This window comes from Sphingomonas sp. Leaf231 (genome assembly GCF_001421995.1).
In the GTDB taxonomy this organism is placed as follows: domain Bacteria; phylum Pseudomonadota; class Alphaproteobacteria; order Sphingomonadales; family Sphingomonadaceae; genus Sphingomonas.
In genome coordinates this window covers 338,484-356,729 of record NZ_LMLS01000003.1, presented here as the reverse complement: position 1 = coordinate 356,729, position 18,246 = coordinate 338,484, and the positions used below count along the sequence as shown (strand labels likewise).

The following is an 18,246-nucleotide window of genomic DNA, read 5'->3' as shown; positions in this document are numbered from 1 at the left end:
CCGCATCCGCGCGTAGGAACGGCTCGGACGATTTCGGAGGACGACATGACCGACAAGCAACCGATGCAGGCCGATGGCGAAGGCACCGAGCCGCATGTTCCGGACGCGAACGGCGAAGTTGCCAGCCGTCGCGACAGCAAGGGCGAGAGCCAGGGCGGCGCCTATCCAAACCCGCACACCGGCAAGGAAGGCGGCCACTTTCATGGTGGCCAGACCGAACGCGCCTATCACGGCGGCAATCAGGCTGGCGACGAGAAGAGCGGCGAACAACCGAACGCACCGTCGACGGAGTGATGCCGCCGATGACGGAGCGATGAGGCCGCCATGGAGCGGCCCATCGCTCCGGCCCTGATTTGGGCGGAGTTTTGACGGACAACCCAGCGTTCAATGCGGCAGGTGTCGGCAACCCGGCCCGGAACCATCGGATCGCCACCGCAACCCGGCATCGTTTCCCGATGAGCCGGTCACGCGACGAGGCGCGCCGTTACTGGCGCGGGTACGCGTCCAGCTGGCAACGGTCCGGGTGCTTGCGGCATTCCTTCTCGCGCTCGCGCTGCTCCTTCTGCTCGCGCTCCTCCTGCTTGCGCATCCGCCGCGTGTATTTTTCGTCGCGCTCCTTGGCGCTGGTGGTCATCAGGTCGGCACCCTTGCCTACCGCCTTCACCGGCAGCGTCGCGACGTTCCACGCGGTGCGCACGCAGCCGCTCGTCGCCAGCATCGCCACCGCCGCGATCATCATCCTTGCCTTGTGCATCATCTTCCTCCCGCCCCGTCCGATACGCCCTAGCAGCGTCGTGCGACCGGCGCACGCGGTGAGAGTCGTTCTCACGGACCCGCCCCCGTGCGCCGACGTTGATGCGGGACCAGCGGAGAGGCCGAGCCGATGCACTTCACGATCAACGGAATATCGCACGAGGCGGAGGTCGACGTCCGCACCTCGCTGCTCGACCTGTGCCGCGAGCATCTCGGGCTGACCGGCAGCAAGAAGGGCTGCGACCATGGGCAGTGCGGTGCTTGCACGATGCTGGTGAACGGCCGCCGCATCAATTCCTGCCTCACGCTGGCGGTGATGCATCAGGATGACGACATCGTAACGATCGAGGGGCTGGGCACGCCCGACAACCTCCACCCGTTGCAATCCGCGTTCGTGCGGCACGACGGCTATCAGTGCGGCTATTGCACTCCGGGGCAGATCTGTTCGGCGGTCGGCATGCTGGACGAGGTGAAGAAGGGCTGGCCGAGCCACGCGTCCGCCGACCTGACCGACGCCGACTTCAACGATGCCGAGATCAGCGAGCGGATGAGCGGCAACATCTGCCGTTGCGCCGCCTATCCCAACATCGTCGACGCGATCCGCGAAGTCGCCGGTGCCGATGCCGACGCCGATGCGAAGGTGGACGCATGAAGAGCTTCGATTATGCGCGGGCCGGATCGGTCGCGGAGGCCACGCAGGCCGGCGGGCGCTTCATCGCCGGGGGGACGAACCTGCTCGACCTGATGAAGTTGCAGGTCGAGACGCCGGGCAAGCTTGTCGATATCAGCCGGCTCGACCTCAATACGATCGATGAGCGCGAGGATGGCGGGCTGACGATCGGCGCGCTGGTGCCCAACAGCGATCTCGCCGCCGACCCGCGCGTCATCGCAAAGTACGAGGTGCTGAGCCGCGCGTTGCTGGCGGGGGCGTCCGGGCAGTTGCGCAACAAGGCGACGACCGGCGGCAACCTGCTCCAGCGGACGCGCTGCTATTACTTTTACGACACCGCGGCGGGCTGCAACAAGCGGGAACCGGGTAGCGGCTGCGAGGCGATCGGCGGATTCAACCGCATCCACGCGATCCTCGGCACCAGCGACAAGTGCATCGCCACCCATCCCGGCGATATGCCGGTGGCGATGCGGGCGCTGGACGCGGTCATCGTCACGCAAAAGCCCGATGGCGACAAGCGGCGCGTGCCGATCGGCGATTTCTATCGCCTGCCCGGCGACACCCCGCAGATCGAGAACGTGCTGGAAGCGGGCGAACTCATCACCCATGTCGAACTCCCCGCCCCGCCGCCGGGACGGCAGGTGTACCGCAAGGTGCGCGATCGCGCCTCCTATGCGTTCGCGCTGTTCTCGGTCGCGGCGGTGGTGCACGTCGAGGACGGCGTGATCGCCTACGCCGCGCTCGCGTTCGGTGGGGTGGCGCACATGCCGTGGCGCAATCCGCAGGTCGAGGCCGCACTGGTCGGCAAGACGCCGTCGGACGAGGCGTTCGCCGCCGCCGCCGATGCGTTGCTGGACGGCGCGAAGGGCTTCGGCTCGAACGATTTCAAGATCCCGCTGGCGCGTCGCACATTGATCGCCACGCTGCGCGAGGTGACTCAATGACGCTGATCGACAAGGTGCTGGGCCGCGAGGACACGCGCAGCCTGACGATGAACGATGCCCATCCACACAGCTGGCTTGACGCGGGCGCACAGGGGGTGATCGGCAAGCCGATCGACCGGATCGAGGGGCCGCTGAAGGTTTCGGGTCTGGCAACCTATGCCGCGGAATATCCCGTCGATGGGCTGGCTTACGGGGTGCTGGTGCGCGCACCGTTCGGATCGGGCACGATCCGCGAGGTCGTCGCGGACCAGGCGCGCGCGCTGCCCGGCGTCATCGACGTCGTCACCGATTATCCCAGCTTCATCCGCAACCCCCAGCAGGGCGGCGAGAAGAAGGCCCCGACGCAAGGGGTGGAGAAGGTCGATTACCACGGCGAGATCGTCGCGATCGTCGTCGCGGAGACGTTCGAGACCGCGCGCGACGCCGCCGCGCGCGTCCGCGTCGACTATGAACCGGCCAAGGGCGCGTATGTCTTCGCCGCCCACCGCGATCAGGCGACGCGCCCGCCGCCCGATCAGATCCCTCCGCACATGGCGAAGGGCGACGTCGATCAGGCGATGGCCGACGCGGTGTTCGCGATCGATGCGACCTATACCACGCCCAGCCAGAATTCGGCCGCGATGGAGCCGCATGCATCGACGGCCGAATGGCGCGACGGCACGCTGATCCTGCACGGCAGCTATCAGATGGTCGCGTCCGACCAGATGCAACTGGCCGCCGCATTGGGTGTCGCCAAGGACAAGGTGCGGATCATCTCACGCTACGTCGGCGGCGGCTTCGGGTCGAAGCTGGGCATCGCGCCGGAAAGCGTCGCCGCCGCGATCGCGGCCAGGCAGCTCGGCCGCCCGGTGAAAGTGGCGATGTCGCGCCAGCAGGTATTCGACGCGACCGTGCGACGCTCCAACACCGAACAGCGGATCCGGCTGGCCGCCGATGCGCAGGGCAAGCTGACCGGGCTGGCGCACGAGACGCTGGCCAGCAACCTGCCGGGCGAGGATTTTTTCGAGCCGGCCGGCATCGGTACCCAATTCGCCTATGCCGCGCCCAACCGGCTAATCGATCACAAGCTGGTGCGGATGAACTGGCTCCTGGCCGGGTCGATGCGCGCGCCCGGCGAGGCGGTGGGAATGCTGGCGCTGGAAGCGGCGATGGACGAATTGTCCTACCGCATCGGTATCGACCCGATCGAGCTGCGCCGCCGCAACGAACCCGCGATGGACCCGCAAAACGACCTGCCCTTTTCCACGCGACAGCTGATCCCGTGCCTGGACAAGGGCGCGGAGATGTTCGGCTGGGACGAGCGCGGTCCCGCGCCCGCCACCGATCGCCGCGGCGAATGGTGGCACGGCGTCGGCGTGGCGGCGGCGGTTCGCTCGAACATGCTCCAGAAATCGTCGGCCAGCGTGGAGCTGACCACCGACGGACGGGCGATCGTGTCGACCGACATGACCGACATCGGCACCGGCACCTATACGATCCTGGCGCAGATCGCGGCCGAGACGCTGGGCCTGCCGATCGATCGCGTCACGGTGCATCTGGGCGACGGTGCGGCCCCGCCCGCCGCCGGATCCGGCGGATCATGGGGTGCGGGATCGTCGGGATCCTCGGTGTATGTCGCGTGCGAGGGACTGCGCGAGAAGCTGGCCACCGCGATGGGCGTCGATGCCGCGTCGATGACGCTGAAGGACGGGCGCGCGATCGCCGACAATCGTGCGGTGGAGATCACCGAACTGGTCGGCGACGGCATGACCGTGATCGGCAGCATCGCACCCGGCAAGCAGGAGAAGCTGCACCGTCAGGCCAGCTATGGCGCGCATTTCGCCGAGGTGAAGGTGAATGCGACCACCGGGGAGGTGCGGGTCGAGCGGATGCTGGGCGTATTCGCGGCGGGTCGCATCCTGAACGCCAAGACCGCGCGTTCGCAATGTCTGGGCGGCATGACATTCGGCATCGGGGCTGCGCTGACGGAGGAACTGGTCCACGATCCGCGTAACGGGAAGGTCGTGAACCGCGACCTCGCCGAATATCACGTGCCGGTGAACGCCGACATTCCGCAGATCGAGGTCGCGTTCATCGACGAACGCGACATCCACGCCAATCCGATCCATGCCAAGGGGATCGGTGAGCTGGGCATCTCCGGCGCGGGTGCGGCGATTGCCAATGCAATCTATCATGCCACCGGCGTGCGGGTGCGCGACTATCCGATCACCTGCGACAAGTTGCTGATGGAACTGCCGGCGATCTAAGCCTCTTACGTCATTGTGCGGAGCGGGGCGGAGCAAGCCGGGGCAGCGCGCGGGACCCCGGGTTGCTTCGCTCCGCCTGAAATGACGCTCCTCCTTGAAAGACGATCATGGCCGACAACGATTCCGTCCTTGCCGCCGCCGCCGCCTGGAAGGGTGAACCGCTGGCGCTCGCCACCGTCGTCTCGACATGGGGGTCCGCGCCCCGTCCGCGCGGCAGCCACATGCTCGTCCACGCCGACGGCCGGTTCGAGGGTTCGGTTTCGGGCGGCTGCGTCGAGGGCGATATTCTGGACACCGCGGCGCAGGTCATCGCCGGCGCGCCGTTCGCGGTGAAAACGTACGGCGTCGCCGACGATAGCGCGTGGCAGGTCGGCCTGCCGTGCGGCGGCGAGATTTCGGTGATGGTGCAACCGGTCGGCGCCGAAGGGTTCGACCCCGAATTGTTCGATCGCATCGCGGAGGCGCGCGCCGCCGGGCAATCGCTGACCGTCACCACCGACCTGGCCACCGGCCACGCCGACCTGCGGCCGCTGGAAACCGGGGAGGTGTTCGTCAACCGCTACGATCCGCCGCGCCGGCTGCTGATCGTGGGTGCGGTGCAGATCGCGCAGAGCCTCGCGGCGCTCGCCGCCACGTTGGGGATCGCGGTCGTGGTGATCGACCCGCGCGGGCGCTTTCTGACCGAGGAGCGGTTTCCCGGCGTGACGCTCGACGATCGCTGGCCTGACGAGGCGGTGGCGGCATGGAAGCCGGGGCGCGCCACCGCCGTGGTGACGCTGAGCCACGACACCAAGATCGATGATCCCGCGCTGATCGCCGCGCTGTCCAGCGAGGCCGCCTATGTCGGCGCACTCGGCAGCCGTCGCAGCCATGCCGCGCGGCGGGAGCGACTGGCAGCTTCGGGCGTTGACCCGCATCAGCTCGACCGCATCGATGGCCCGGTGGGCATCGACATCGGCGCGGTCGGCCCGGCGGAGATCGCGTTGTCGATCGCCGCCGCAATGGTGGGAGCGTTTCATGATCGCCGTTGAAGACACCGTCCTGATCCTTCTCGCCGCAGGCCGGTCGGAACGCTTCGGCGATGTGGCCAGCAAGCTGGACCAGCCGTTCCTGTCGCGCCCGCTCGGCCTGCACGTCGCGGTCGCGCTGGAGGACATGCCTTTTCGTGAGCGGATCGTCGTCGTCGACGGGTGCACGATCGACTATGCCGCGCACAATTTCACCGTCGTCCACAATGACGCGCCGGACCGCGACATGGCGTCGTCGGTGCGGATGGGAGTGGATTGCGCGCGCGCGCACGACGCTCGTGCGGTGGTGATTGCGCTTGGCGACATGCCACGCGTCACCGCCGCGCACATCTACCGCCTGTTCGACGCCGCAAAGGATCTGGACGATCAGGCAGTCGTCGCATCGAGCGACGGCACCACGCCGCGCCCACCCGTCCTGATCGGGCGCGGGCGTTTCGACGAGATTCTGGCGATCACCGGCGATCAGGGTGCACGCGACATGATTCAGGCGGGCCGCCACGTCGTCGCCAACGCCGCCGAGCTGATCGACGTCGACACGCCCGCCGATCTCGAACGGCTGCGTGAACTCGTTCATGCGCCCGAGGCGCTGACCCGCCCCGACTCGCACGTCCTGCGCGCCGGCTCGACCGAGGAACGACGCGCCGCGGTGCAGGACCTGCTTTGACATAGCGGAACTGCCGGGCACGGCCATGTGCCGCGCAGTCCGTCAACCTTCGGTGGCTAGCATCGCATCGTCACCGCGGCTTCGATCCGGTGGACCGCCCTCCCTATTCGTGGCGCAGCGCATCGATCGGGTTCAGCGCCGCCGCGCGGCGTGCCGGGAAATATCCGAACACCACCCCGATCACCGCCGAAATCGCGAAAGCGACGATGTTGATCTGCGGGTCGAACGTCCACGGCACCTGCAACAGCGGGGTCAGTCCGGCGATCACCCCTTGCGCCAGCACCAGCCCGATCAGCCCGCCCAGACACGATAGCACCACCGCCTCGACCAGGAATTGCAGCAGCACCTCGTTGGCGACTGCACCGATCGCCAGCCGGATGCCGATCTCCCGCGTGCGTTCGGTAACGCTGACCAGCATGATGTTCATGATGCCGATCCCGCCGACCACGAGGCTGATCGCCGCCACAGCAGCCACGATCCGCGTCAGCGCGGTGGTGGTGCCGGTCAGGGTATCGCTGATCTGTTTGGTGTCGAAGATGTTGAAATTGTCCTCGCGCCCGTCGCCGATCGTACGGCGTTCGCGCAGCAGGTCGGTGATCGCCGACTGGACCCCGGCGGTGGAATAGCGCTGGTCGATGCCGACCAGCATCAGGCGGATGTCGCGGCTGCCGGTGAAGCGGCGCTGCACCGCGTTGATCGGCATGATGACCACGTCGTCCTGATCGCCGCCGAACCCGGCCTGCCCGCGCGCCGACAGCACGCCGATGATATCGCAGCTGACGTCGCCCAGCCGGAAGCGCAGCCCCACCGCCTCGCCGCCGCGGAACAGGTTCTGGCGCACGGTATTGCCGATGATGCACACCGCCTTGCCGGCCTGTTCCTCCGCCGTGGTCCACGTCCGTCCGTTGACGAGCGGCCATGGCTGAACCTGGAAATAGGCCGCCGTGGTGCCGTTGATCGTCGTCGACCAGTTCGCGCCCTCGTAGATCGACGTGGCGCTCGCCTGCGCCTGCGGGGCGACGGCGGTGACACCCGCTACCTGCGTGCCGATCGCGGCGACGTCCTCCGGGGTGAAGTCGGGCGGGCGCGGGCCACCGCCGCCACGCCCGAAGCCCTGCCCTGGGCGGATCTGGAGGATATTGGTGCCCAGCGCCGCGATCTGCGACTGCACGGCGGCGGTGGTCGCCTTGCCCAGCGTCACCATCGTCACCACCGCGCCGACGCCGATGACGATGCCGAGGATGGTGAGGAACGAGCGCAACAGGTGGCGGCGGATCGAGCGCAGCGCGAGGAGGAGCGTGGTGCCGATCATCGGTGGACCCCCGTCATCGCGAGCTCCGCTTTCCGCCATGGCGGACGGTAATCGGCATCACGACACCGCCTCGCCTTGCGCGTGCTGCGTCTCGATCCGTTCGACCAGCCCGTCGCGAAAATGCACCACGGTGCGCGCGAACGCCGCCATGTCGGGTTCGTGCGTCACCATCAGCACGGTGATCCCGCGTTCGCGATTGAGTTCGGTGAGCAATTCCATGATCTCCACCGACCGTTCCGAATCGAGATTGCCGGTCGGTTCGTCGGCAAGCAGCACGTCGGGCCGGGTCACGATCGCGCGGGCGATCGCCACGCGTTGTTGCTGCCCACCCGACAATTCGGCGGGCGTATGGTCCCACCAACGATCCAGCCCGACCTTTTCCAGCGCCGCCATGGCGGTGGCGCGCCGTGCCCGCTTCTCGTCGCCGCGATACAATAGCGGCAATTCGACATTCTCCAGCGCGGTCGTGCGGCTGAGCAGGTTGAACCCCTGAAACACGAAGCCGAGATGGCGGCGACGCAGCAGCGCGCGCTGATCGCGGTCCAGCAGTTCGACATGGTGGCCGCGGAACAGGAACGTCCCCGCACTGGGCACGTCGAGGCAGCCGAGGATGTTCATCGTCGTCGACTTGCCCGACCCGGACGGCCCCATCACCGCGACGAAATCGCCGGCCACGATGTCGAGGTCGACGCCCTTCAGCGCCTGAAACTGCGTCGCGCCCTGACCATAGACCTTGGTCACGCCGCGCATCGCGATCAGCGGTGCATCGTCACTGCCCACGCGATCCGCCCTTGGCCGCCGCGCCCGCGCCGCTCTCGCCCGCCGCCAGCTGACCGGTGATGACCTGCTGCCCCGGCTGGAGCGGGCCGGACAGCACCTCGGTCAGCGTGCCGTTGCTGTCGCCGGTGGTGACCTGCACCGCCTGCGGCGTGCCATCGGCCGCCTTCACGTACACGGTCTGCGTCGCGCCGCGCCCGATCGTCGCGCTGCGCTCCGCCCGGTTGCGGCGCGGCGGCCCGGCCAGGATCGTGCCGGTGATCCCGCCGCCCTTCCCGCCCGCCGCGCTGGGCTTGAACCGGAACGCGGCGTTGGGGACCAGCAGGGCGTTCTGCTTGTCGGCGGTGACGATATCGGCGGTCGCGGTCATCCCGGGGCGCAGCTGCAAGGTCGGATTGCCCACGGTCAGGTCGGCGGCATAGGACACCACTTGCCCCGCCGCGCTGGTCGTCGTCGTGCCGGAGGAGGACGCGGTCGCATTGCTGACCGTCAGGTTGGAGCCGAGGTCGACCCGCGTGATCGTCGCCGGGAACGTCCGGCCGGGGAAGGCATCGACGGTGAACGTCGCCTTCTGCCCGGTCTGCACCTCGCCGACATCCGCCTCGTCGATCGCCACCTCCAGCTTCATGCGCGTCAGGTCTTCGGCGATCACGAACAGCGTCGGGGTGTTGAACGATGCCGCGACGGTCTGGCCGGGGTCGACCTGCCGCGCCAGCACCACGCCGTTGACGGGCGAGCGGATGATCGCCCGTGCGCGCTGCGTCTGCGATTGCGAGAGCTGCGCCCGCGCCGCCGTCACATTGGCCTCCGCCACGCGCAGCGCAGCATCGGCGCGTTGCGCATCGGCCTGTCCGGCCTGCAATTCGGTCTTCGAGGGCACGCGCCCCTTCGACAGGCGATACACCTCGTTCAACCGCGCCAGCTGCGCCCGCGATTCGGCCAGCGTCGCGCGGGCCTGCGCCACCTGCGCCTCGTTGGCGGCCAATGTCGCCTGTCCCGCGCGGATCTGGTCGTCGATCTGCTCCGGGTCGATCAGCGCCAGCGGCTGGCCGGCGATGACACGGTCGTTGACGTCGACCACCACCCTGGTCACCAATCCCGACAGCTGCGAGCCGACCGTCACCTGATTGGTCGGCGCCAGCTTGCCGGTTGCGGAGACCGACACCGTCAACCGCCCGCGCGTGACCGGCGTGGTGGCGTAGGTCACCTTGTCCGGATCGCCGAACACGCACCGCGACAATAACAGCGCGACCAGCACGATCGCGGCGAGCACCAGCACCCATTTCCCCCAGCGTCGCCACGCCGGCTGCGGCTTCAGCCCCAGGAAATCGTCGAGGTTGGTATCGGCCATCAGGGATTTCCGTCGGTGGGGGCGGGTTGGGCCAATGTCGGCGCGGGCGCGGCGCGCGGCGGCGCCTGCGGAACGGTCGTCGCGTCCCAGCCGCCGCCGAGCGCTGCGAACAATTGAACCAGCGCGGTCGCCTCGTCGGCGCGCGCCTGCGCCGCGCCGTTGCGGGTGGACAGCAACGTCGCTTCCTGCTGGCTGAGCGTCGTGAAGTCGCTCAATCCGCTGCGATATTGCTCGCGTGCCAGCAGGGCGGCGGTGCTGGCGGCGTCATAGGCGATGGTCAGTTCGCGTTCGCGGCGCTGCGCGGTGTCCAGTGCGACGACGGCGTTCTCGACATCCTCCAGCGCGGTCAGCACGACGCCCTTGTACGCCGCCAGCGCCGCATCCGCCGCCGCCTCCTGCCCGCGCACCTGGCTGCGCAGCCGGCCGCCGTTGAAGATCGCCTGCGTCAGTCCCGCGAACAGGCCGCCGGTCACGGTGTCGAGCAGCGTCCCGACCGTATTGGCGCGGGCGTTGATGTTCCCGCTGAACGCGAAATTGGGATAGAGCGCCGCCTCCGCCACGCCGATCTGCGCGGTCGCCGCCGCCAGCGCGCGTTCGGCGGCGCGGACGTCGGGGCGCTGGCGCAGCACGTCGGCGGGGATGCCGATCCCGCCCGGCGGCATGCCGACTGGGATCGCGCGCACCGCCGCCAACTGCGGCTTCAGCGCGCCGGGCGCCTGCGCGGTCAACACGCCCAGCCGCGACACCGCGGCGTTATATTGCTGCTCCAGCGTCGGGATCGTCGCGGCGGTCTGCGCGCGCTGCTGCCGCGCCTGTTCCTGGTCCAGCGAGGAGACCAGCCCGGCCTGCAACCGGAATCCGGCGATCTCGAGATTGTCTTCCTGCAGCGTCAGGCTGGCGCGCGCATTGGCCAGCTGCGTCTGGTACAGCCGCGCCAGCACGTAATTGCGCGCCACCTCCTGCTGCACGGTCAGCAGCGTGGCGGCATAATCGAATCCGGCGCCTTCATATTGCGCGCGGCTCGCCTCGATCGTGCGGCGCACCTCGCCGAACAACCCGAGCTGATAGGACGCGCTGCCGCCGACCGAGAAGTTGTTCGCGCCCCCGCCTCCGCCAATGTTCTGCACGGTGCCGTCGGGCAGCGTGATCGTCTGCCCGCCACCACGCAGCGTCTCCGACCGGCTGTAGCCGGTGTTGCCGCTGATCGTGGGAAGCAGATCGGCCCGGCTCTGCACCAGCGCCTCACGCGACTGGCGCAGCCGCGCGATCGCCTGTGCGACATCGGTGTTCGCCGCCGACGCCTGCTCGACCAGTGCGCCCAGCACCGGATCGTCGAAGCGCTGCCACCAGCGCGTCAGGTCCTCCGCCCGGGGGCCGGCGGGCACCGAATACCCCGTCGGTACCGCCAGCGCCGCATGGGAGGGCGGGCGATAATCGGGACCGACCGAGCAGCCTGCGGCCACCAGCGCCGCGGCCGGGCAGAGAAATACGCGCCTCATGGCTTGCGTGCATGAAGCAGCCGGGGCGCGCGCGTCCAGCGCTAAAGTGTGGCGACCTGTCGCTGGTGGGTCACTCCAGTTCGAGGATCACCTGATCCACCGACAGGCTTTCACCGGCCGCCGCCTGCACGGCGACGACCGTACCGGACTTTTCGGCGCGCAGGATATTCTCCATCTTCATCGCCTCCACCACCGCCAGCGCCTGCCCGGCCGACACACTGTCGCCGACGCCGACGTCCAGCCGGACGAGCAGCCCCGGCATCGGCGCGATCAGGAACCGCGACAGGTCAGGCGGCACCTTCTCGATCAGATGCGCGGCATAGGGCGCGATGTGCGCCGGCAGCACGCGCGCGACATGCGCCTTGCCGCGCGTCGCCAGCACGAAACCGTCGCGACGGCGCGTCACCGCCACCGTCAGCGGGTCGGGGGTCGACACGGTCGCCGTCCGCGCACCCGGCGTCCACTCCACCGCGCCGTCGACCGGCGCGCCATCGACGCTCACCGATCCGCCATGCACTGCGACCGCATGGTCCTGCCCGTCGATCCGCACCACCCAGTCGGCGGACGCCGCCAACGCATGGCCGAGCTGCCCGTCGATCGCCAGCGCACGCGTCGCCTGCGCGTGTGCCGCGACGCCCGCCACCGCCGCCAGCGCGCGCAACACGTCGGGCGTGGCCGGCGCGCCGTGGAAGCCGTCGGGATATTCCTCGGCGATGAACCCGGTCGTGATCGTCCCGGCGCGAAACCGCGGGTGCTGCATCAGCGCGGACAGGAAATGCAGGTTCGTCCCCGGCCCCTCGATCGTGAACCGGTCCAGCGCGGCGACCTGCGCATCGATCGCCGCCGCGCGGGTCGGCGCCCAGGTGACCAGCTTGGCGATCATCGGGTCGTAGAACATGCTGACCTCGCCCCCCTCGCGCACGCCGTCGTCGACGCGGATGCGGACGTCGTTCCGCGCGGTGGCGGCCGGCGGCGTATAGCGCACCAGCCGCCCGATGCTGGGCAGGAACCCGCGGTACGGATCCTCGGCATAGACGCGGTTTTCGATCGACCAGCCGTCCAGCCGCACGTCGTCCTGCCCGAACGCCAGTTTCCCACCGGCGGCGACGCGGATCATCTGTTCGACCAGATCCAGCCCGGTGATCTCCTCTGTCACGGGATGCTCGACCTGAAGCCGGGTGTTCATTTCCAGGAAGTAGAAGCTTTCGCCGCTGGTATCCGCGCCCGACACGATCAATTCGACCGTGCCGGCGCTGTAGTAACCGACCGCACGGGCCAGCGCGACCGCCTGCTCGCCCATCGCGCGGCGCATCTGCGGGGTCACGAACGGAGACGGCGCTTCCTCGACCACCTTCTGGTGGCGGCGCTGGATCGAACATTCGCGCTCGTTGAGGTAGACGATGTTGCCGTGCTGGTCGCCGATCAGCTGGATCTCGATATGGCGCGGGCTCTCGATGAACTTCTCGATGAACACGCGGTCGTCGCCGAACGACGCCAGTCCCTCGCGCTTCGTCGCCTCGAAGCCGTCGCGCACGTCCTGTTCGGACCACGCCAGCCGCATCCCCTTGCCGCCGCCGCCCGCCGACGCCTTCATCATCACGGGATAGCCGATCTCGCCCGCGATCCGCACCGCATGATCGGTGTCGGCGATCTCACCCAGGAAGCCGGGCACGACATTGACCCCGGCGGCGCGCGCCAGCTTCTTCGATTCGATCTTGTCGCCCATCGCGGCGATGGCGTTCGGTGGCGGGCCGACGAAGGCGATCCCCTCCTCCGCGCACGCCCGCGCGAAACTCTCGCGCTCGGACAGGAAGCCGTAGCCGGGATGGATACAATCCGCCCCTGTCTCCCGCGCGGCCAGCAGGATCAGCTCGGCATTGAGGTAGCTTTCCGCCGCCGGTGCCGGCCCCAGCCGAACCGCCTCGTCCGCCATCAGCACATGCGGGCTGCGCGCATCGGCATCCGAATAGACCGCGACGGTGGCGATCCCCATCCGCTTGGCGGTGCGAAACACCCGGCATGCGATCTCGCCGCGGTTGGCGACCAGGATCTTCTTGAACAACGGCCTCTCCTGTTTTCTCTTTTGGTCAGGCCGCGCGCCGGGGCCACCGATGGCTCACTCCGCCGCCTCGCACACCCGCATCGGCTCCGCGCCCTGCATCGGCCGCATGCCCAGCTTTGCGAACAATGCCGCGTCGGCACTGTCGCCGCGGTTGCCGGCGGTCAGCAACTTGTCGCCGGTGAATATCGAGTTCGCGCCGGCCATGAAACACAGCGCCTGCGTCGGCTCCGACATGCTCTCGCGCCCGGCGGACAGGCGCACCATGCTGAGCGGCATCGTGATGCGCGCCACCGCCACCGTGCGCACGAACTCGATCTCGTCGATCTTGGCCAGCGGCGTATCGGCGAGCATATCGCCCAGCACCGTGCCCTTCACCGGCACCAGCGCATTGACCGGCACGCTTTCGGGATGGCGCGGCAAGGTGGCGAGCGCGTGGACGAAGCCGACCCGATCCTCGCGCGTCTCGCCCATCCCGACGATCCCGCCGCAGCACACGTTGATCCCCGCGGACCGCACGTTCTCCAGCGTGTCGAGCCGCTCGCCGAACGTGCGCGTGGTGATGACGTCGCCGTACCGTTCCGGCGAGGTGTCGATGTTGTGGTTGTAATAATCCAGCCCGGCGTCGGCGAGCGTCGCGGCCTGCGCCGGGGTGAGCATCCCCAGCGTCATGCACGTCTCCATGCCCATGCCGCGCACGCCGCGGATCATCTCGATGATCGCGGGCATGTCGCGGTCCTTCGGGTTGCGCCACGCCGCACCCATGCAGAACCGCTGCGATCCGGCATCGCGGGCCTCCGCTGCGCGTTGCAGCACCGCGCGCACATCCATCAGCTTCGTCGCCTTCACCCCGCTGTCGGCGCTGACCGATTGTGAGCAATAGCCGCAATCTTCCGGGCAGCCGCCGGTCTTGATCGACAACAGCGTGCACATCTGCACCTCGGACGGGGCGTGATGTGCGCGGTGAACGGTCTGCGCACGGAACATCAATTCGTCGAACGGCAGGTCGAACAGCGTCGCGATCTCCTCGCGGGTCCAGTCGTTGCGGGTCGTCGCGTTCATCACCGTTGCCACATCAAGCCTTTCAATTGCGCGGTCCGCTCCTTGGTCAGCCGCGCCGCGCACTGCAAGCGCGCCATCGGTTGCATCGAGCCGCCGACGAACTCCCCGCCTTCGATCACGCACTGCCTGTCGCGAAACGCCAGCCACGCACGCTGGCTGGCGAGCGTGGCGGCGGCATAGCCGAACCCGCCGCCGCGCGAGGTGTCGGCGGCGTCGCGGCGCTTCATCGCGGCATAGGTGCGCTGCCACTGCGCGGTCATCGCCGCATCGGCGGCCTTGTACGCGGTGCCCGCCTGCGCGTTCATCGCCGCCTGCGACTGCGCGACCGCCGGACCGGCAAGCGCCAGCAGCGCGCCCGCGACGACGGATGCGCCGCGTCCGGCGACGGTCGATGAAGATCGCATCGTCACGCTCCCTCCCCCTGCGGCGGCATGTTGTGGCCCAGCAATCGCAACACCTCCTCCGCCGCCGCGATCAGGTTCGTGCCCGGTCCGAAGATCGCCTGCACGCCCGCGTCGAACAGCGCCTGATAATCCTGCGCCGGGATCACCCCGCCCGCGATCACCTTGATATCGGCGCGCCCGGCCGCGCGCAGGTGGCCGATCAGTTCGGGGATCAGCGTCTTGTGCCCCGCCGCCAGGCTCGACGCGCCGACCACGTCGACGTCGCTGGCCAGCGCCAGTGCAGCGACCTCCTCCGGCGTCTGGAACAGCGGCCCCGGCACGATCTCGAAGCCCAGGTCGCCGAACATGCTGCTCACCAGATTGGCGCCGCGATCGTGGCCGTCCTGCCCCATCTTCGCCACCAGCATCCGCGGCCGGCGCCCCAACCGCCGCCCGGTCGCCGCCACGCCCTCTTCCAGCCGGGTCCAGCGCGCGTCGTCGGCATAGGCACCGCCATAGATACCCTTGACCGGAGTCGGCTGCGTGCCGAAACGCCCGAAGACGTCCTCCATCGCGCCGCTGATCTCGCCCAGCGTGGCGCGGGCGCGCGCGCAATCGACCGCGAGCGCCAGCAGGTTGCCGTCGCCACGCGCGCCCTCACGCAACGCATCCAGCGCGCTCCGGCACGCGGCGTCGTCGCGCGTCGCCTTGACCTGTGCGATGCGGCGCACCTGCGTCTCGCGCACGGCATGATTGTCGACGTCGAGGATCTCGATCGGGTCCTCATGATCCTTGCGGTATTTGTTCACCCCGACGATCACGTCCTCGCCACGATCGACCCGCGCGGCGCGCGCCGCGCTGGCTTCCTCGATCATCGCCTTGGGCCAGCCCGCCGCCACCGCCTGCGCCATGCCGCCCTCGCGCTCGACACGCTCGACGATCGTCCAGGCATCGTCGACGAGCCGCTTCGTCAGCGCCTCGACATAGTAACTCCCACCGAGCGGATCGACGACGTTCGTCATCCCCGTTTCTTCCTGGATCACCAGCTGCGTGTTGCGCGCGATCCGGGCGGAGAAATCGGTCGGCAGCGCGATCGCCTCGTCCAGCGCGTTGGTATGCAGGCTCTGCGTGCCGCCCAGCATCGCCGCCATCGCCTCGATCGTGGTGCGCATCACGTTGTTGTACGGGTCCTGCTCGGTCAGCGAGACGCCGCTGGTCTGGCAATGCGTCCGCAGCATTTTCGACCGCTCGTCCCGCGCGCCGAGATTGGTCATCACGCGATGCCACAACACGCGCGCGGCGCGCAGCTTGGCGATCTCCATGAAGAAGTTCATGCCGATCGCGAAGAAGAAGCTGAGCCGCCCGGCGAACCTGTCGATGTCCAATCCGGAGGCGACACCGTATTTCACATATTCCATGCCGTCGGCGATGGTGAAGGCGAGTTCCTGCACCTGCGTCGCGCCGGCTTCCTGCATGTGATAGCCGGAAATCGAGATGCTGTTGAACTTCGGCATCTCGCGGCTGGTGTAGCCGAAGATGTCGCTGATGATCCGCATGCTGGGTTCGGGCGGGTAGATATACGTGTTGCGGACCATGAACTCCTTGAGGATGTCGTTCTGGATGGTCCCGTCGAGCAAATTGCGGTCGACGCCCTGTTCCTCGCCGGCGACGATGAAGAAGGCGAGGATCGGGATCACCGCGCCGTTCATCGTCATGCTGACCGACATCTGATCCAGCGGGATGCCGTCGAACAGGATCTTCATGTCCTCGACGGTATCGATCGCCACGCCGGCCTTGCCGACGTCGCCGGTGACGCGCGGATGATCGCTGTCGTAGCCGCGGTGCGTCGCCAGATCGAACGCGACCGACAGCCCCTTCTGCCCCGCCTTCAGGTTGCGGTGGTAGAAGGCGTTCGACGCCTCGGCGGTCGAAAAGCCGGCATATTGCCGGATCGTCCACGGTCGCCCGGCGTACATCGTCGCGCGCACCCCGCGCGCGAACGGCGCGAAGCCGGGCATCCCGGGGTCCCAGCCCTCCACGTCCGCCGCGGTGTAGAGCGGCTTGACGTCGATCCCCTCGGGCGTGCGCCACGTCAGGTCGCGACCCTTCACCTCCCTGGCCGCCGCCGCCGTCCAGCTTTCGGTGCCGGTCGGTGCGGGCGTGCCGACGTCCGCCGCAGCGCCGCTGTCCTCACCGATGTTGCGTTCCTCCGTCATGGTCAGCGGCCCTCGAACACCGGTGCGCGCTTCTCGCCGAACGCGCGCACCGCCTCGGCGAAGTCGCGCGTGTGGCCGGCGCGGGTCTGGTTCGCGCGCTCCACCGCCAGCGATTGTTCGAGGTCCATCGACAGCGCGGCGGCGACCTGCTTGCGGATCATCCCGATCGCCACCGACGGCCCCGCCGCCAGCTTCGCGGCCAGCTTCTGCGCCTCCGCCAGCACCTGCGCATCGTCGACGACGCGCGTCACCAGGCCGGCGGCCAGCGCCGCCTCGGCCGACACGCGCTCGCCGAGCAGCGCCATTTCGAGCGCCTTGGTCCGCCCCGCGCCCTTGGCGACCAGCCATGTCGCCCCCGCATCGGGCACCAACCCGATGTTGACGAACGCCAGCAACACATAGGCCGACCGCGCCATCACGCTGATATCGCCGAGCAACGCCAGCCCCAGCCCGGCGCCGACCGCCGGCCCGTTGATCGCGGTCAGGAACGGCACGTCGAGCGCGGCGACCTTGCGGACGAACGGATTGTAGCTGCTATCCAGCGACTCGCCGAGGTCGCGCGGCATCGGCGCTGCTCCGGAGTCCCGGGCATCTCCGACCAGATCCGCGCCCGAGCAGAAGGCGCCGCCGGTCCCGGTCAGCACGATCGCGCGCGCGCCTTGCTCAAGCGCGGCGTCGATCCCGGCGGTCAGCTCCGCGAACACGCGCGGCGTCAGCGCGTTCATCCGCGTCGGCCGATTGATCGCCAGCGTCGCGACGCGATCAGCGAGATCGAAGGTGATCGTCTCGTAGGTCAATGCGCGTCCTCCCGTGGCGTTTCCATCAGCTCGACCAGCACCCCGCCCATGTCGCGCGGGTGGACGAACACGATCGGCGTCCCATGCGCACCGATGCGCGGTTCGCCGAGGATCGTCGCGCCCTCCGCCTGCATCCCGGCGACCGCGGCGTGGATGTCCGGCACCTCGAAACAGACGTGATGCTGCCCGCCGGCCGGGTTCTTCCGAAGGAAGCCGGCGATCGGCGATGTGTCGTCATACGGCTCGATCAATTCGATCTGCGTGTTCGGCGCGTCGATGAAACACACCTTCACCCCCTGCGCCGGCAAGTCGAACGGCTCGCCGATCGCCTCTGCGCCGAGCAGAATGCGGTAGGTTTCGATCGCGCGCGCGATCGACGGCGTGGCGATGCCCACATGGTTGAGGCGGCCAAGGGTCATGCGGCGTCTCCCGCTGTCATCGCGAGCATAGCGAAGCAATCCAGTGTCCGCACGCCGCCGGGGCTC

At 68.7% G+C, this 18,246-nt stretch carries 17 protein-coding genes; 6 read left to right on the top strand and 11 right to left on the bottom strand.

What is annotated here, in order from left to right; translation table 11 throughout:
• Positions 1-45 precede the first annotated feature (45 nt).
• Positions 46-294 (top strand): hypothetical protein, encoded by a 249-nt coding sequence (locus ASE95_RS12865; RefSeq protein WP_056636757.1) that lies wholly within the window; start codon positions 46-48, stop codon positions 292-294.
• A gap of 190 nt (positions 295-484) precedes the next feature.
• Here ASE95_RS12865 and ASE95_RS12860 read toward each other — a convergent pair whose 3' ends face one another.
• A complete protein-coding gene (locus ASE95_RS12860) occupies positions 485-736 on the bottom strand; it encodes a hypothetical protein (RefSeq protein ID WP_235528314.1) in 252 nt (83 codons plus the stop codon).
• A 147-nt stretch (positions 737-883) separates the two neighbouring features.
• Between ASE95_RS12860 and ASE95_RS12855 the strand changes: the two genes are divergently transcribed.
• The 5 genes from ASE95_RS12855 (at position 884) to ASE95_RS12835 (ending at position 6,305) form a co-directional block, all read left to right on the top strand.
• On the top strand, positions 884-1,405 hold the full coding sequence (locus ASE95_RS12855; protein ID WP_056636754.1) for a 2Fe-2S iron-sulfur cluster-binding protein: 522 nt from the start codon (positions 884-886) through the stop codon (positions 1,403-1,405).
• Positions 1,402-2,367, top strand: a complete 966-nt coding sequence (locus ASE95_RS12850; protein WP_056636752.1) for an FAD binding domain-containing protein — start codon at positions 1,402-1,404, stop codon at positions 2,365-2,367. The genes ASE95_RS12855 and ASE95_RS12850 overlap by 4 nt, the downstream gene beginning before the upstream one ends.
• A complete protein-coding gene (locus ASE95_RS12845; protein WP_056636751.1) occupies positions 2,364-4,613 on the top strand; it encodes a xanthine dehydrogenase family protein molybdopterin-binding subunit in 2,250 nt (749 codons plus the stop codon). Before ASE95_RS12850 ends, ASE95_RS12845 begins: the two co-directional genes overlap by 4 nt.
• A gap of 107 nt (positions 4,614-4,720) precedes the next feature.
• The gene (locus ASE95_RS12840) at positions 4,721-5,644 is read left to right on the top strand and encodes an XdhC family protein (protein ID WP_056636749.1); all 924 of its coding nucleotides are present in this window, start codon (positions 4,721-4,723) and stop codon (positions 5,642-5,644) included.
• Complete coding sequence (locus ASE95_RS12835) at positions 5,631-6,305, top strand: nucleotidyltransferase family protein (RefSeq protein WP_056636747.1); 675 nt, start codon at positions 5,631-5,633, stop codon at positions 6,303-6,305. Before ASE95_RS12840 ends, ASE95_RS12835 begins: the two co-directional genes overlap by 14 nt.
• Positions 6,306-6,408: 103 nt before the next feature.
• Here the strand turns inward: ASE95_RS12835 and ASE95_RS12830 are convergent, their stop codons facing one another.
• From ASE95_RS12830 to mce, 10 genes are all read right to left on the bottom strand, one after another.
• On the bottom strand, positions 6,409-7,617 hold the full coding sequence (locus tag ASE95_RS12830) for an ABC transporter permease (protein ID WP_056636745.1): 1,209 nt from the start codon (positions 7,615-7,617) through the stop codon (positions 6,409-6,411).
• Between the two features lie 57 nt (positions 7,618-7,674).
• Positions 7,675-8,367, bottom strand: a complete 693-nt coding sequence (locus ASE95_RS12825; RefSeq protein ID WP_082450135.1) for an ABC transporter ATP-binding protein — start codon at positions 8,365-8,367, stop codon at positions 7,675-7,677.
• A gap of 19 nt (positions 8,368-8,386) precedes the next feature.
• Positions 8,387-9,745 carry an efflux RND transporter periplasmic adaptor subunit gene (locus tag ASE95_RS12820; RefSeq protein ID WP_056636741.1) on the bottom strand — a complete coding sequence of 453 codons (1,359 nt, stop codon included), beginning with the start codon at positions 9,743-9,745 and terminating at the stop codon, positions 8,387-8,389.
• Positions 9,745-11,244, bottom strand: coding sequence for an efflux transporter outer membrane subunit (locus ASE95_RS12815; protein WP_056636739.1), 1,500 nt, complete (start codon positions 11,242-11,244; stop codon positions 9,745-9,747). Before ASE95_RS12815 ends, ASE95_RS12820 begins: the two co-directional genes overlap by 1 nt.
• A 70-nt stretch (positions 11,245-11,314) precedes the next feature.
• On the bottom strand, positions 11,315-13,306 hold the full coding sequence (locus ASE95_RS12810; protein WP_056636737.1) for an acetyl-CoA carboxylase biotin carboxylase subunit: 1,992 nt from the start codon (positions 13,304-13,306) through the stop codon (positions 11,315-11,317).
• A 54-nt stretch (positions 13,307-13,360) separates the two neighbouring features.
• Complete coding sequence (gene bioB / locus ASE95_RS12805) at positions 13,361-14,365, bottom strand: biotin synthase BioB (protein WP_056636735.1); 1,005 nt, start codon at positions 14,363-14,365, stop codon at positions 13,361-13,363.
• Positions 14,365-14,769 (bottom strand): lysozyme inhibitor LprI family protein, encoded by a 405-nt coding sequence (locus tag ASE95_RS12800; RefSeq protein WP_056636959.1) that lies wholly within the window; start codon positions 14,767-14,769, stop codon positions 14,365-14,367. The genes bioB and ASE95_RS12800 overlap by 1 nt, the downstream gene beginning before the upstream one ends.
• Before the next feature lie 2 nt (positions 14,770-14,771).
• Positions 14,772-16,964, bottom strand: a complete 2,193-nt coding sequence (scpA, locus tag ASE95_RS12795; RefSeq protein ID WP_082450121.1) for a methylmalonyl-CoA mutase — start codon at positions 16,962-16,964, stop codon at positions 14,772-14,774.
• 2 nt (positions 16,965-16,966) lie between these two features.
• Positions 16,967-17,761, bottom strand: coding sequence for an enoyl-CoA hydratase-related protein (locus tag ASE95_RS12790; protein ID WP_056636733.1), 795 nt, complete (start codon positions 17,759-17,761; stop codon positions 16,967-16,969).
• Positions 17,758-18,180: a methylmalonyl-CoA epimerase gene (gene mce, locus ASE95_RS12785; protein WP_056636731.1), complete on the bottom strand. Its 423-nt coding sequence runs from the start codon at positions 18,178-18,180 to the stop codon at positions 17,758-17,760. The genes ASE95_RS12790 and mce overlap by 4 nt, the downstream gene beginning before the upstream one ends.
• Between the last annotated feature and the right edge of the window lie 66 nt (positions 18,181-18,246).